The sequence below is a fragment of the Enterobacter sp. ODB01 genome (assembly GCF_001623605.1).
GTDB classification, from domain to species: domain Bacteria; phylum Pseudomonadota; class Gammaproteobacteria; order Enterobacterales; family Enterobacteriaceae; genus Enterobacter; species Enterobacter kobei.
In genome coordinates this window covers 4,406,433-4,421,732 of sequence record NZ_CP015227.1, presented here as the reverse complement: position 1 = coordinate 4,421,732, position 15,300 = coordinate 4,406,433, and the positions used below count along the sequence as shown (strand labels likewise).

Genomic DNA, 15,300 nt, shown 5'->3' with positions numbered 1-15,300 from the left:
ACAATGAGTGTACAACTGGGCATTAACCCGCTGACGTGGACGAACGACGATCTGCCTTCTCTCGGCGCGGAGACGTCGCTGGAGACCTGCCTGAGCGAAGGCAAAGAGGCCGGTTTTGCCGGTTTCGAACTGGGCAATAAATTCCCGCGCGAGGCGCGCCTGCTCGGCCCGATTTTACAGCGCCACGACCTGAAGCTGGTCTCCGGCTGGTACTCTGGCCGCCTGCTGGAGCGCAGCGTGGAGGAGGAGATCGCCGCCGTGCAGCCCCACCTGACGCTGTTGCGCGAGCTGGGGGCGAAGGTGCTGGTCTTTGCGGAAGTGAGCGGCTGTATTCACGGCGAGCAGCAGACCCCGGTGCATCTGCGCCCGCGCTTCCCGCAGGAACGCTGGAAGGAGTACGGGGAGAAGCTCAGCGAATTTGCCCGCTATACGCAGCAGCAGGGGGTGCAGATTGCCTACCATCACCATATGGGCACGGTGATTGAGTCCGCCGACGACGTGGACAACCTGATGACCCACACCGGTGAGGAAGTGGGGTTACTGCTGGATACCGGCCATCTGACCTTTGCCGGAGCCGACCCGCTGGCGGTGGCGCAGCGCTGGGCGTCGCGCATCAACCACGTTCACTGCAAAGACGTGCGTGCCGACGTGCTGGCGGACGTTAAAAACCGCAAAACCAGCTTCCTCGATGCGGTGTTAAGCGGCGTATTTACCGTACCGGGTGACGGATGCGTCGATTACCCGCCGATCATGCGGCTGCTGAAAGCGCAGGAATATCACGGCTGGCTGGTGGTCGAGGCGGAGCAGGATCCGGCGATTGCCCATCCGCTGACCTATGCCCGTCTGGGGTATAACAACCTGAGCCGCCTGGCGCACGACGCCGGGCTTATCTGAGGAGGTGACATGTCACGTCTGTTATCACGCTGGCAACAGCCGAATGCTGAGGGGCGCACCCAGTCCGTTACGCCGGAAAGTGCGGGTTGGGGATATGTCGGTTTTGAGGCATATGAATTGCAGGAGGGGCAGGTGCTGACGCTGCCCGCCATCAACGAAGAGCTCTGTCTGGTGCTGGTCGCCGGACGCGCCTCCATCAGCACGCCCTCCGCGCAGTTTAACGATATTGGTGAGCGGATGAGCCCGTTTGAGCGCATTAAGCCGTGGGCGGTGTACGTCACCCCGCAGGAGACGGTGCAGATAAAGGCGCTGACGACGCTGGAGCTGGCCGTCTGCGCTGCGCCGGGCAAAGGCACATACCCGACGCGGCTGATTGCGCCGCAGGACATCGACGGCGAGGCGCGCGGCAAGGGGCACAACCAGCGCTATGTGCATAACATTCTGCCGGAAGGTAAATCTGCCGACAGCCTGCTGGTAGTGGAGGTCTGGACCAACGAAGGGTGTACCAGTTCCTACCCGAGCCACAAGCACGACACGGATAACCCGCCGCAGGAGACGTACCTGGAGGAGACCTACTACCATCGCCTCAACCCGGAGCAGGGGTTTTGCATGCAGCGCGTCTACACCGACGACAGAACGCTGGACGAGTGCATGGCGGTCTACGACCGTGATGTGGTCATGGTGCCGAAGGGATATCACCCGGTGGCGACGATGGCCGGGTACGATAGCTATTACCTCAACGTGATGGCCGGCCCGGTACGCAAATGGATGTTTACCTGGGAAGAAGACCACGCGTGGATTAATCATGATTATCCCGCTACAGGCAAGCACTGAAGCGGGTTTTTTGCCGGGTGGCGCTGCGCTTACCCGGCCTGTGAAACGCTTACCTTGCTTCTAACGCCTGCTCAATCGTTCGGGCGATGGCCTCTGGCTGGCTCACCATCGACACGTGACTCGCCGCGACCCCGGTGGTTTTCGCGTGGATCGTCTTCGCCATCGCGCGCTCAAGCGCGGGGTTAATCATCCGGTCATTCTCACTCACCACATACCAGCTCGGCTTATTGTGCCACGCGGCGTGAGTGACCTTTTCGCCAAATGCATCGGCTTTAATTGGCCCCTGCGTGGCGGCGATGGTCAGTTGTTCAGCCGGTTTCACATCCGGTGCGAAATCCTTCCTGACGGCTTCGGTCGGCAGGTATAAGTAGCCGTCAGCCGTTTTAGCGATGCCTGCACTTCCGGGCGGGGCCGGGAAGGTATTCGCCAGCTCTGCCGTCGACTGGCCGGAATCCGGCGCGAACGCCGCCACGTAAACCAGCGATTTAACCCGTGCATCGTTGCCCGCTTCGCTAATCACGGTGCCACCCCAGGAGTGACCGACCAGCACGACGTCCCCCTTAGCACGGGCGATGGCGCGCTGGGTGGCCGCAACGTCATCTTTTAGCGACGTAAGCGGGAGCTGAACGGCGATAACCTCGGTATGGTGTTTTTGCAGCCGGGTAATCACCTTATTCCAGCTGCTGCCGTCGGCAAACGCGCCATGTACCAGCACGACGCTGGTTTTATTCTCCGCAAAAGCGCTGGCCGAAAGCGCCAGCAGGCCTGCTGTCAGTACAGACAGTGCTTTCATCTTCAGACTCCTTAAAAATGGTGGATCGCCGCGTGGGGCGGTACGGTAAATTCAATGGTTTTGTGATCGAGGGGCTTATGCGTCGGATCGGCCAGAATAATTGTCACCTTGTGCTTACCGGCGGGTAGCCCCACCAGAATCACCGGCTCTCCACTGGCGTCAGCCCAGTGCCACGGGGCGTCATCAACCACGACGTGGATGTGGCCGATGCGAGGTGTGACTTTCAGCGCGTCGGGCCCAAATACAGGTTCAATGCGCAGGTTTTCGGCCCGGTACTGAATAAACACCGCGCCTTTGCTTAGCGGCCCGGCAAGCGGTGGATCGACTATCAGCTTTGCGGGCGGCTGCGGCTGTGCCAACGGCGCAACGGCGGCTGGGCCATTAACATCGGCGGCGCTGAGGTTGCCCAGCGGTGTGGCCTGGACATGCGCTACAGATGCCAGGGCGAGTACGGGTAAAAGTACATATCGACGAATCATCGGTCTCTCTCCTCCGGTTATGAATGACGACAGGGAAAGAAAACCATTTTTATGTATCGGTGATATTTGCCTGAGGCGGTGTTTTGTACCCGTTTGTCTGCGTGGTGCGCTGGATACAGTGCGTTACAGTTTGCCTGCCGGGACGGCGCACAATCGCTATCGCCAGCCCGGCAATCACCAGCGTCAGCCCCGTTGATACCCACATTGTTCCGGCGATCCCCAGCGTTTTATTTAACCATGCACAGGCAAACGGTGAAGCCGCTGCTGTGAGCTGGCCAGGAATAAGCAGCATACCGGTGCGGCGGGCATAGCTCTCCACGCTAAACAGTTCCAGCGGCAGGTTCGCTTTGACTATCGTCATTAGCCCGTTGATGGCACCAAAACCCAGCACAAACCCGGCGGCACACCAGGCAAACCGGGTGCTGCTTAGCCCAATCAGAAAGCAGAGCGGCATGGCAAGGGCGGTGAAAAGGGTCAGTTTGAACGGCGTTAAGCGGGCACCCGCCAGCACCTCTAGCGAGCGAGCCCCCGTCTGGCCTATCCCCCACAGGATGCCGATCGTGACCGGCAGGCCGAAGCTGGCGATAAACTCTGGCAGATGGGTAGACGTACCGCTGGAGACAAAGGTGAAAAGGGCGATGAAGGCTGCATAAAGCCAGCCGTTTCGTCGTTCGTTGCGCAGAGGTGGCGCGGTGACCTTTGTCGTCACCGTTAGCCGCTGCCGGGGAAGCGAGCGGATCAGCGCCGCGCTCAGCAGGCCAAAGAGGGCATAAACCCTTAGCGCCTCTTGCCAGCTCATAAGGTGGAGCAGGCCATCACCCAGCGGCCAGAAGACGGCGGATGCCAGCCCGCCCGCCAGCGTGACGCGTGAGATTGTTCTTCGCGCCTGCTGACCGTAGAGGTTCACCAGCGCGGCGAACAGCGCATCGTACAGCGACAGGCGCATCCCGATGCCGGTGATCAGCCAGACGCAATACCAACCAAATAACGTCTGGGTATATGCCATACCCGCGCAGCCTGCGGCGATCAGCAACGTGCCACTCATCACCACCCTCTGGCCACCAAAGCGTGCCAGCAGGTGGGCGACGAAAGGGGAAGCCGCCGCCATCACCAGCATTGCCAGCGTCAGGCCGAGGTAAATCTGTGGTGATGACCACCCCCGATCAGCTGATATCGCCAGCGCGAAGGTACCGGGCATATAAAACGAGATCCCCCAGTTGATGAGTTGATGACATCCGGCAGTGAGGGCGAGTCGACGAGGCAGGGCAGGAGTTTCCATTGTTTCATTCCGTTATGCAGTTGTCCCCAGCATAGCGAGCGAGGTATTGTGCAAACAGGTCTGCAACCTTATGCGCGGTATAAGAGAAACTTTGAATGACGACGCTTAATCTGGGCTATCTCGCGACGTTCCGGCTGGTGATCCAGCGCGGCAGTTTTTCCGCTGCGGCGGATCTGATGGGCATTTCCCAGCCCGCTGTCAGCATGCAGGTACGTCAGCTGGAGCAGTTTTTGCAAACGCGCCTGGTGGAACGTACCGGGCGAGGCATTAAGGCGACGGCCGCCGGAGAGGCCCTGCTGGCCCACGGGGAACGCATTCAGCAGGTGGTGGATGAAACCCTCCAGTCCGTGGGTGCGTTCAGACACGATGTTAGCGGGACCATTACGCTTGGCACGGGGGCGACGGCCTGTATCCATCTTTTGCCGCCGTTACTGGAGCAACTGCGCCGTGACTATCCGCTCCTGCGGGTGGGCGTGACCACGGGTAACACGCTCGACATCGTCCGGGCTATCGAAGAGAACCGTCTCGATATGGGGCTGGTGACGCTGCCGGTCAGCGGCAAAGCGCTGGACGTCATGCCGGTGATGGACGAGGAGTTTGTCTTTATTGCTTCGCAGGCGCAGCAGGACGCTTTCAGGCACTTAACCCCGGAGGTGCTCCATGCTCAGTCGCTGATCGCCTTTGAGTCAGGCAGTAGTACCCGGACGCTCATTGATGGCTGGTTTGCTGCCAGCAGATTAACGATCGCACCGGTGATGCAGCTTGGCAGCATTGAGGCGATTAAGCGTATGGTTCGCGTGGGGCTGGGCTACAGTATCGTTCCAGGAATGGCGGTAGCGCATGAGGCTGACCGTGAAGGGCTGTGCGTGATGTCGCTGACGCCCATGCTGCAGCGACAGCTGGCTATCGTAATGCGGCAGGATAAGATCCTTAGCAAAGGGATAGCAGGAATTATTCGGCTGGTGCAAAACCATCCGGCGGGCTAGCGATCAGCGGCGTCGACGTTCAGGCTGGACTGCTGCGACTGGATCTTGTCCTGATGGTGATACCAGGCGCCAATGGAAGAGTAAACGAAGCGGCCAAAGAAAAACAGAAAGCTGATGAGCAGTATGATGCGGGTCATTCGGGTGTTAAAACGGTGTCGTTTGCGCATACGCGTGGCCTGACTCACTCTCTTTTTCCTGGGCATGCCCTTTTGGGCGATGGGGATATTAAGGCACAGCGGAAAGACAGGGTCAATTCCGCAATGTGTAAATAACCGTCAGTGTTTACATTAATTATTGTTATTGAAATTGATTGTTGCATTTACCATATTGATAATATGAGGAAAATTATTTCAAAAAAAACGCATGTAAGGCTTATTTGCATAAAATAGTTTGATTTAAGTCAACGGATTCCCGGCTCTGGTATTTAAAATCCCTCCTCCACACTGTTCGCCCTGCACATCACCGGGGCGGCGTCAGGTCAGGTTGGATGCCTGTCTTTATTTTCCCTCTGGAGTAAAAGGGGTTTAACCGGGCATCTATGAACATTTTCGCTTTTCTTAAAAACAATAAAAACCGCTGGTGGGCATTGCCGCTTATTTTGCCGGTGGGGTTACTGCCCGTGCTGAGCGTGGCGAATACGTTCACGCAGCTGGGCGACGGAATTGCGGCGCTCTATTATTTACCGCTCTCTTTTTTGCTTTCGCTGATGATGTTTTTTGGTCTGGAAGCTCTGCCCGGTATTGTACTGGCGCTGTTTATTCGCTATTACCCGTCGGTCGGGCTGTTCGAAACCGTCGCCGGTGTGTTCCATTTTATCGTCCCGTTAGTGCTCAGCTGGGGCGGCTATCGGGTTTTTGCGCCCAGACGAAATATGACGGCCTATGGCGACGTGCGGCTGATGGCGCAGCGTATGTTCTGGCAGGCCTTCTGCCCTGCGACGCTGTTTCTGGTGCTGTTCCAGTTTGCGGTGTATCTCGGCATATATGAGAGTCGTCAGAGCCTGGCGGGGCTGAACCCTTTTAATATTCGCACGCTGATTAACTATCAGGCCCTGCTGGTCAGCGGGCTGACGGGCGTGCCGCTAAGTTATCTGCTGATCCGCCTGATTCGCCATCCGCGTTATCTCAACAGTCTCATCTCGCAGATCCGTAGCCAGATAGACGCAAAAGTGACGCCCGCTGAGTTTCTGATTTGGGCTGTTGCGCTCGGCGGGCTGATTTCGCTGCTGCTGCTCCCGATGAATGAAAACAGTTCCATTTTCACCACCAACTATACCCTGTCGTTGCTGATGCCGGTGATGCTCTGGGGGGCGATGCGCTTTGGCTATAAGCTGATTTCGCTTATCTGGACGCCGATACTGCTGGTGTCTATCCACTATTTTTACCGCTATATCCCAATGAACCAGGGATACGACATTCAGCTGGCGATCACCTCTTCCAGTTACCTGGTCTTTTCGTTCGTGGTGATTTACATGTCGATGCTGGCGACCCGGCAGCGCGCGGTGAACAAGCGTGCCCGCAGGCTGGCGTTACTCGACCCGGTTATGCATATGCCTAACCTGCGGGCGCTGTCGCGCGATCTGGCGAAAAACCCGTGGTCGGCGCTCTGTTTAGTGCGTATTCCTGAGCTGGAGATTCTGGGGCGTAACTATGGCGTGTTGCTGCGCATTCAGTACAAACAGCGGCTGGCACAATGGATTAATGCCAGGCTCCAGTCCAACGAAAAGGTTTATCACCTCACGGGCTGTGACCTGGCGATTCGCCTTAACGCGGAATCGCACCAGCAGCGGATTGAAACTCTGGACGAACATATCAAACAGTTCCGCTTTATCTGGGATGGCATACCGTTGCAGCCGCAGGTGGGCGTGAGCTACTGCTATGTACGTTCGCCCGTCAACCACCTCTATCTGGTGCTGGGCGAGCTGGGGGTAGTGGCTGACCTGTCGCTCTCCTCTAACCACCCGGAAAACCTTCAGCAACGTGGTGCCGTCCACCTGCAGCGTAGCCTGAAGGATAAAGTCGCGGTGATGAGTCGCCTGCAGCGTGCGCTGGATAACAACGAATTCACGCTGCTGGTTCAGCCCGTGCGCGGCCTGCGGGGGGACAGCTATCACGAAGTGCTGCTGCGCATGACCGATGCAAACGGGCTGTTAATCTCGCCTGAACAATTCCTGCCCGTTGCCCAGGAGTTTGGACTCTCTTCGCGGGTGGATTTGTGGGTACTGGACCACACGCTGCGCTTCCTTGCAGCGCACCGCGAGAAACTGCCCGGCCAGCGCTTTGCCATTAATCTGGCCCCTTCAACGGTGTGTCGGGTGCAGTTCCCGCTCGAGGTGAGTCGTCTGCTGACCCACTATGCCATCGAGCCGTGGCAGCTGATCTTTGAAGTGACGGAGTGCAGCACCTTCTGCAACGCGGAACAGGCGCTACACATCCTCAGGCAGTTGCAGAAAATGGGGGTACGCATTGCGATTGATGATTTCGGTACCGGTTATGCGAGCTATGCGCGGCTGAAAAGCGTGGATGCCGACATTCTCAAGATTGACGGCAGCTTCATCCGTAATATCGTCAACAACAGTCTGGACTATCAGATTGTGGCGTCTATCTGCCATCTGGCACGCATGAAGAAGATGCTGGTGGTGGCGGAGTATGTCGAGACCGAAGAGATACGTAGCGCGGTTCACGCGCTAGGCATCGATTATGTGCAGGGTTATCTGATTGGCAAGCCGGTTGCGCTTGAGTCACTGGCGGAAACTGAGGCGTCCACCGCGGACGCCTGAGTCATCATGCGGCGACGTCGGCGCTCTCTTCCTTGATTTTGAGCATCCAGCCGGTGACCGCTTCCCAGTACTGCTGCTCTTTTTCCAGATCCAGCAGGACCAGCGCGTTCTGGCTGAACCAGTCGTGCGGGAAGCTCAGCGTCCAGTGGTGATCGTCGGTTGTCAGCTTCAGCGTCGGCGGCGTCGTGGTGGCCTGACGCTGGTTATTGAGGAGCACGCCCAGACGCAGCAGCTGGATGAGCGGCAGGAACTGCTTCTTCTTGAACAGCGTGAAGCGCGGCAGATCGTCGAGCTTGATGGCCTTGCGGTGATAACGCACCAGCGTCGCCATCATGGTTTGCTGCTCCTGGTTAAAGCCAGGCAGATCGCTGTTTTGCAGAATATAGGCCGAATGGCGGTGCATTCCGCTGTGATTAATGTTCAGCCCCACCTCGTGCAGCATCGCGGCCCATTTCAGCAGGGCGGCAAGCTGCGGGTGCGCGAGCTTAGGATTCTGTTCTTCCCACTGTTCGTACATCTGGACCGTTGTTTCCAGCACGCGCTTCGCCTGCTCGCGGTCGATGTTGTACTGGTTGGCCAGGCTTTGCGCGGTGCGGCTGCGAATGTCCTGATGGCGGAAGCGACCTTCCATCTCATACAGCACGCCTTCACGCAGCGCACCGTCGGAGAGACGCAGCTCCTTAATGGCAAGCGCATCAAACACGCCGCAGAGGATAGCCAGACCCGGTACAAATACCGCCTTACGTTCGTCAGAAAGACCCGGCAGGCTTAGGGCGTCAAAACTTTTATGCTTCAGCACTTCTTCGGTCAGCAGGGTCAGGCGTTCAGGCGTGATAAACCCGTCTTTTTCACCCATTGCCAGCAGGACTTCATGCGCCGCCTTGATGGTACCCGACGCGCCCAGCGCCACGTTCCAGCCCTGAATACGGTACTGCCAGGCCAGATTTTCCAGCTTCTGGACCGCGGCCATACGCGCCCGCTGGAAGTTTTCACGGGTGATGGCGCCGCCCGGGAAATACATCTGCGCGAAGCTGACGCAGCCCATACGGCGGCTTTCCACCAGACGCGGCTCAAAGTCTTCGCCGATCACCAGTTCCGTAGAACCCCCGCCAATGTCGATAACCAGCTTGCGCCCTTTTTCCGGCTGGGTGTGCTCAACACCCATGAAAATCAGACGCGCTTCCTCGTTACCGGAGATGATCTCAATCGGGTAGGGGATCACTTTTTCGGCTCGCTTGAGGAACTCCGGGGCGTTCAGCGCCTGGCGCAGCGTGTGGGTCCCCACAATGCAAACGCTGGAAGGCGAGAAGCCCTGCAGGCGCTCAGCAAACAGGGACAGGCAGTTTAAGCCGCGCTCCATCGCCTCTTCGCTCAGCATGCTGCGTTCATCAAGACCATCCGCCAGGTGTACGCGCTGCTTCAGACGACCGATGATCTGCAGCGCGCCATCCACCTCACGGGCGATGACCATGTGGAAACTGTTAGAGCCAAGATCGACCGCGGCGAATTCCTGCGGGCGTGGGGTCTTATCATTTATCGGCATAGGTTAATCGGGTTGCTCGAGTGATTTGATATAGTCGTAAATCGCCAGTTGCGACCGCACTTTACGACGATTGCCGCGCGGTACATAGCGGTTACTGAGTTCTTTGTCGATATAGCGCGCTTTCACCGTATCGCTGAACAGGATCTCGATAATGTCGAGGATACGCTGTTTCAGACGCGGATCCAGCAGCGGGGTCGCGACTTCAATTCGATAGTCAATATTGCGCGTCATCCAGTCTGCCGAAGAGAGATAGACCTGTTTATCACCCGCATTATCGAAAATATAGACCCGATCGTGTTCCAGGTAGCGATCAACAATGCTGATAACGCGAATATTGTCGCTGATGCCTTCCAGTTCCGGGATCAGCGAGCACATGCCGCGGATCAGCAGGTTAACCGGCACGCCGGAGCTGGACGCCGCATACAGACGGTCCACCAGACCTTTATCGACCAGGTTGTTAAGCTTCAGCGTGATGCCAGATGACAAACCTTTCTGGGCATTGGCGATCTCTTTATCGATCATATCGTACAGCAGGCGGCGCGAGTTCTGCGGCGAGACCAGCAGATAGTCAAAGCTCACCGGGCGGTACGGGTTCTCAATAAAGTTAAATACACGGCGCACTTCGTTAGTGATGCGGGCGTCGGCGGTGAGCAGCGAGTAGTCGGTGTAAATCCGCGCCGTTTTTTCGTTGAAGTTCCCGGTTCCGATGTGGGCATAACGCACCACGTCTTCGCCCTCTTTACGGGAGATCAGGAACAGCTTGGCGTGAATTTTCAGCCCTGGTGCGGAGAAGATGACGTGCACACCCGCTTCCGTCAGACGGCGCGCCCAGTGAATGTTGGCTTCTTCATCGAAACGTGCCTGCAGCTCCACGACCACGGTCACTTTTTTGCCGTTGTGCGCCGCATGGATCATCGCGTCGATGATGCGGGAATCTTTTGCCACGCGGTAGATGTTGATTTTGATCGCCAGCACGCTCGGGTCGAAAGAGGCCTGACGCAGCAGTTCAAGCACGTGTTCAAACGTGTGGTACGGATAGTAGAGCAGGACGTCACGTTCGCGAATGGCGTCAAACCCGTTGCGGAATTTATCAAACCAGAGATGGCGCAGGCGCGGCAGCGGCTTGTTCACCAGGTTGGCTTTGCCAACGTTCGGGAAGCCAATAAAGTCTTTAAAGTTGTGGTAACGGCCACCGGGTACGATGGAGTCATAGCGCGAAATGGTCAGTTTCTCGCGCAGCATCTCCACCATGGCGTCCGGCATATCGCGCTGGTAAACAAAGCGGACCGGCTCGGCCGTCAGGCGCTGTTTCAGGCTGGAGGACATCAGCTCCATCAGGCTGGCTTCCATCTCGTGGACCAGGTCGTATTCGGCGTCACGGGTCATCTTCATCGAGTAGGCGTTTAGCGCATCGTAGTCGAAGAAGCCTTTGAAGATGTCGTCCAGACAGTAACGCAGGATGTTATCCAGCAGGATCATTGGCTTGCGTCTGCGCGGGGTTTCCGGCGGCAGATTCACAAAGCGCGGCACCTTGTCAGACGGGATCTCCAGCAGCGCGTAGCTGATGGACTCACCGCGAATAATTTCCACGGCCAGATAGGTGTAGTCATCCTTCAGGAACTGCACCAGGTCGGTTTCGCGGTTAATCAGAATCGGGGTAATGTGCTGGCGGAGATAATGTTTGAAGTAGTGGCGCAGCCAGTTTTGTTGGTTAACGGAAAGCTGACGTTCGTTAATCAGGAAGATTTGATTGCGTGCCATCTCCAGCAGCAGTTCGTTATACAGGCCGTCAAACTCCTGATCGGCTTTCAACACGCGGGACTGGATTTTACCCAGCAGATGACGCGAGTGAGAATTTAAGCCCTGTTCTTCGCTGATGATGATCCGTCTTTTCAGCTCGGCAAAGCGAACCTTGTAGAACTCATCCAGGTTGTTGGAATAAATGCCCAAAAAACGCATGCGTTCGATCAGCGGGTTACTTTTGTCGGCCGCTTCCTGGAGTACACGTTCGTTAAATGCTAACCAGCTTAGCTCTTTCTCGATATATAACTTTTCCTGACCCATTACAGCTCACACTCCAGTTCAATCACAGGACGTGGTAAATCCGTCTCGTCCTTATTATGGCGAGCATTTCCACGATATGTCCAACAGTGCCAGAAAAGTATGACAGTTATTTTTTTTGTTGGGGATTTTAGAGAGTTGGGGGAGGCAATATCGGGTAATGCAATAAGTCGGGTAAGCGTAGCGCCACCCGACATAACAAACTACTCTTCGGCCGCATAACCCTGAGGCGGAAGCTTAACGCCGTCCAGCCAGGCTGCACCGTCGCGCATTTCAAGACGCCCGTCAACAAACCAGCTGACCACCAGCGGGTAGATGGCGTGTTCCTGAGTTTGCACGCGCTCGGTCACGTCGTCTTCGTTGTCGCCATCAAAGACCGGGACTTTCGCCTGCAGGATCACCGGGCCACCGTCCAGTTCGTCAGTGACGAAATGCACAGAGGTACCGTGCTCCTCATCGCCATTTTCCAGCACCTGACGGTGTGTGTGCAGGCCGGGATATTTTGGCAGCAGGGAAGGGTGGATATTCAGAAGTCGCCCGGCGAAGTGTTCGACAAACGCCGGGCTCAGAATACGCATATAGCCCGCCAGTACGACCACGTCCGGTGCATAGGCATCAATCTCGTTAACCAGTTCGCGGTCGAAGGCTTCACGCCCGGCGAACTGGCTGGCTTCCAGCGCGTGCGCGGGAATGCTCTCTTGCCGCGCGCGCTCAAGGCCGAACGCGTCGGCCTTGTTGCTGAATACTGCCCGAATGGTGCCGTTAATTTTCTTCTGTTTACAGGCGTCTATGATGGCCTGCAAATTACTTCCGTTGCCGGAAATGAGCACCACGATGTTTTTCATTCAATGACCACACGCTCTTCGGAATCGGAGGCTTTAATCGTACCGATTTTCCACGCGTTTTCACCTTTCTCGGTCAACAGCTTAACCGCTTTATCGGCTTCGCTTGCTGGCAGGGCGATAACCATGCCCACACCGCAGTTATAGGTGCGGTACATTTCGTGAGAACTCACGTTGCCTGCGGTCTGCAGCCAGTTAAAGACTGCCGGCCACTGCCATGAGGATTCGTCGATCACCGCCTGGGTGTTATCCGGCAGGACGCGCGGAATGTTTTCCCAGAAGCCGCCGCCGGTCAGGTGGGCAATGGCGTGAACGTCAACGTTCTCGATAAGCTCCAGCACGTTTTTCACGTAGATGCGGGTCGGGGCCAGCAGATGGTCAGCCAGCGGTTTACCTTCAAGTTCAGTGGTTTGTGGGTCGCAACCGCTGACTTCGAGAATTTTACGCACCAGAGAGTAGCCGTTGGAGTGTGGGCCGCTGGAAGCCAGCGCAATCAGCACATCACCATCAGCCACTTTGCTGCCGTCGATAATTTCTGATTTTTCTACTACACCGACGCAGAAGCCTGCGACGTCATAATCTTCGCCGTGATACATGCCAGGCATTTCCGCGGTCTCACCGCCCACCAGCGCGCAGCCGGACTGCAGACAGCCTTCGGCGATACCGTTAATGACGCTGGCTGCGGTATCCACATCCAGTTTGCCGGTCGCGTAGTAATCGAGGAAGAACAGGGGTTCTGCACCCTGAACTACCAGGTCATTCACGCACATCGCAACCAGATCGATACCGATCGTGTCGTGACGTTTTAAATCCATCGCCAGGCGCAGTTTGGTGCCTACGCCGTCAGTTCCCGAGACCAGAACAGGTTCACGATATTTTTGCGGCAGCGCGCACAGTGCGCCGAATCCACCCAGACCACCCATCACTTCCGGGCGGCGGGTTTTTTTCACCACACCTTTGATTCGGTCAACCAGCGCATTACCTGCGTCAATATCAACACCGGCATCTTTGTAGCTGAGAGAAGTTTTGTTGGTCACGGCTCAAGTCCCCACGCGATTGCATAGCTAGTAAGAAAAATCGGCGCAATTCTAACAGTCCAGGCAAACGTTTGCGAGCCTATTCTCGGTGCAGGGATCTTTTTTTCTCTCTGGCCTTTGCGGGGCAACAAACTTGACTCTGTTCACGAAAATGAAACCGGTTTCGGCGATCTGCTTGCAACGGATAACCCCTTTGAACATCATTGAACTGAAACCGGTTTCTGTAATTGTTTTTGCAGAAAATAACGCAGAATGAGGGAAAGCGAATGTCAGGATTTAAAGCAGATTTTCTGTGGGGTGGTGCCGTTGCGGCGCATCAGCTGGAAGGCGGCTGGAAAGAGGGCGGCAAGGGCGTAAGCGTTGCCGACGTCATGACGGCGGGTGCGCATGGCGTACCGCGTGAAATCACCAACGGCGTGCTGGAAGGAAAGAATTACCCTAACCATGAAGCCATTGATTTCTACCATCGTTATAAAGAAGACATCAGACTCTTTGCCGAGATGGGGTTCAAATGTTTCCGTACCTCCATCGCCTGGACGCGTATCTTCCCGAAAGGCGACGAGCGGGAGCCTAATGAGGCTGGACTGAAATTCTATGACGATCTGTTCGACGAATGCCTGAAGTACGGCATCGAACCGGTTATTACGCTTTCTCACTTCGAGATGCCTTTCCACCTGGTGACGGAATACGGCGGCTGGCGCAACCGTAAGCTGATCGACTTTTTCGTTCGTTTTGCAAAAGTGGTCTTCCAGCGCTATCAGCATAAAGTGAAGTACTGGATGACCTTCAATGAAATCAACAACCAGGCTAACTTCCACGAAGATTTTGCGCCGTTCACCAACTCCGGATTGAAGTATGCGCCGGGTGAAGACCGTGAGCCGGTCATGTTCCAGGCCGCGCACTACGAGCTGGTGGCCAGCGCCCTGGCGGTGAAGGCGGGACGCGAAATTAATCCGTCGCTGCAGATCGGCTGCATGATTGCTATGTGTCCTATCTATCCGCTGACCTGCGCGCCGGACGATATGATGATGGCGATGAATGCGATGCACCGTCGCTACTGGTTTACCGACGTGCACGTCCGCGGTAAGTACCCGCAGCATCTGCTCAACTACTTTGAACGTCGCGGGTTCGCGCTGGATATTACCGACGAGGATAAAGCAGCGCTGCGCCAGGGTTGCGTTGATTATATCGGCTTCAGCTATTACATGTCCTTTGCCACCAAGGCGACGGCGGACAACCCGCAGCTTGATTACGACGAGAGCAAGAGCCTGGTCTCTAACCCGTATGTGCAGAAATCCGACTGGGGCTGGCAGATTGACCCGGTTGGGCTGCGCTACTCCCTGAACTGGTTCTGGGATCACTACCAGCTGCCGCTGTTCATTGTTGAAAACGGCTTTGGCGCGATTGACGTGCAGGAGAGTGACGGCACGGTAAACGATCGGTACCGCATTGATTACCTTTCTGCGCACATCCGCGAGATGAAAAAAGCGGTGGTGGAAGATGGTGTAGACCTGATGGGCTACACCCCGTGGGGCTGTATCGACCTTGTGTCTGCCGGCACCGGTGAAATGAAAAAACGCTACGGCTTTATCTTTGTCGATAAAGACAATGAAGGGAACGGCACGCTGAACCGCAGCAAGAAAAAGTCCTTCGACTGGTATAAGCAGGTGATTGCGAGCAACGGCGAGCAGCTATAATTGCCCGGTGGCGCTGCGCTTACCGGGCCTACGGGACGTGTAGGCCGGGTAAGCGTTAGCGCCACCCGGCAGAACC

Annotated in this window: 13 protein-coding genes; 5 read left to right on the top strand and 8 right to left on the bottom strand. The window is 56.5% G+C overall.

All coding sequences use genetic code 11. The features are described 5' to 3' along the window. The first annotated feature begins 3 nt into the window (after positions 1 to 3). Together iolE and iolB are read left to right on the top strand one after the other, a co-directional pair. A complete protein-coding gene (gene iolE / locus A4308_RS21005) occupies positions 4 to 894 on the top strand; it encodes a myo-inosose-2 dehydratase (protein ID WP_045281138.1) in 891 nt (296 codons plus the stop codon). Positions 895 to 903: 9 nt separating this feature from the next. Continuing rightward, positions 904 to 1,728: a 5-deoxy-glucuronate isomerase gene (iolB, locus tag A4308_RS21000; protein ID WP_045281137.1), complete on the top strand. Its 825-nt coding sequence runs from the start codon at positions 904 to 906 to the stop codon at positions 1,726 to 1,728. 49 nt (positions 1,729 to 1,777) lie between these two features. Here iolB and A4308_RS20995 read toward each other — a convergent pair whose 3' ends face one another. The 3 genes from A4308_RS20995 to A4308_RS20985 are packed head-to-tail and all read right to left on the bottom strand — an operon-like array spanning position 1,778 to position 4,279. Then, positions 1,778 to 2,521, bottom strand: coding sequence for an alpha/beta fold hydrolase (locus tag A4308_RS20995; protein WP_045281136.1), 744 nt, complete (start codon positions 2,519 to 2,521; stop codon positions 1,778 to 1,780). 11 nt (positions 2,522 to 2,532) lie between these two features. Beyond that, positions 2,533 to 3,000, bottom strand: a complete 468-nt coding sequence (locus tag A4308_RS20990; protein ID WP_014884786.1) for a DUF6130 family protein — start codon at positions 2,998 to 3,000, stop codon at positions 2,533 to 2,535. 49 nt (positions 3,001 to 3,049) lie between these two features. Next, complete coding sequence (locus A4308_RS20985) at positions 3,050 to 4,279, bottom strand: MFS transporter (protein ID WP_045281135.1); 1,230 nt, start codon at positions 4,277 to 4,279, stop codon at positions 3,050 to 3,052. A gap of 95 nt (positions 4,280 to 4,374) precedes the next feature. Here A4308_RS20985 and A4308_RS20980 point away from each other — a divergent pair, with 95 nt between their 5' ends. Continuing rightward, positions 4,375 to 5,265 carry a LysR family transcriptional regulator gene (locus A4308_RS20980; RefSeq protein ID WP_023337596.1) on the top strand — a complete coding sequence of 297 codons (891 nt, stop codon included), beginning with the start codon at positions 4,375 to 4,377 and terminating at the stop codon, positions 5,263 to 5,265. On the opposite strand, the gene A4308_RS20975 is transcribed toward A4308_RS20980, so the two are convergent. Continuing rightward, positions 5,262 to 5,450: a YfgG family protein gene (locus A4308_RS20975; RefSeq protein ID WP_028014036.1), complete on the bottom strand. Its 189-nt coding sequence runs from the start codon at positions 5,448 to 5,450 to the stop codon at positions 5,262 to 5,264. The genes A4308_RS20980 and A4308_RS20975 overlap by 4 nt on opposite strands. 353 nt (positions 5,451 to 5,803) lie before the next feature. Between A4308_RS20975 and A4308_RS20970 the strand changes: the two genes are divergently transcribed. After that, on the top strand, positions 5,804 to 8,044 hold the full coding sequence (locus A4308_RS20970) for an EAL domain-containing protein (RefSeq protein WP_045281134.1): 2,241 nt from the start codon (positions 5,804 to 5,806) through the stop codon (positions 8,042 to 8,044). A 4-nt stretch (positions 8,045 to 8,048) separates the two neighbouring features. On the opposite strand, the gene ppx is transcribed toward A4308_RS20970, so the two are convergent. The 4 genes from ppx to purM all read right to left on the bottom strand — a co-directional run bounded on the left by ppx (position 8,049) and on the right by purM (position 13,527). Further along, positions 8,049 to 9,587, bottom strand: a complete 1,539-nt coding sequence (gene ppx / locus A4308_RS20965) for an exopolyphosphatase (protein WP_014884781.1) — start codon at positions 9,585 to 9,587, stop codon at positions 8,049 to 8,051. A 3-nt stretch (positions 9,588 to 9,590) separates the two neighbouring features. After that, the gene (ppk1, locus tag A4308_RS20960; RefSeq protein WP_014884780.1) at positions 9,591 to 11,651 is read right to left on the bottom strand and encodes a polyphosphate kinase 1; all 2,061 of its coding nucleotides are present in this window, start codon (positions 11,649 to 11,651) and stop codon (positions 9,591 to 9,593) included. A 200-nt stretch (positions 11,652 to 11,851) separates the two neighbouring features. Beyond that, positions 11,852 to 12,493, bottom strand: a complete 642-nt coding sequence (gene purN, locus A4308_RS20955; protein WP_014884779.1) for a phosphoribosylglycinamide formyltransferase — start codon at positions 12,491 to 12,493, stop codon at positions 11,852 to 11,854. Next, positions 12,490 to 13,527 carry a phosphoribosylformylglycinamidine cyclo-ligase gene (gene purM, locus A4308_RS20950; RefSeq protein ID WP_063308763.1) on the bottom strand — a complete coding sequence of 346 codons (1,038 nt, stop codon included), beginning with the start codon at positions 13,525 to 13,527 and terminating at the stop codon, positions 12,490 to 12,492. Before purM ends, purN begins: the two co-directional genes overlap by 4 nt. Positions 13,528 to 13,793: 266 nt before the next feature. Between purM and A4308_RS20945 the strand changes: the two genes are divergently transcribed. Further along, complete coding sequence (locus A4308_RS20945; protein ID WP_014884777.1) at positions 13,794 to 15,224, top strand: 6-phospho-beta-glucosidase; 1,431 nt, start codon at positions 13,794 to 13,796, stop codon at positions 15,222 to 15,224. The last annotated feature ends 76 nt before the right edge of the window (positions 15,225 to 15,300 follow it).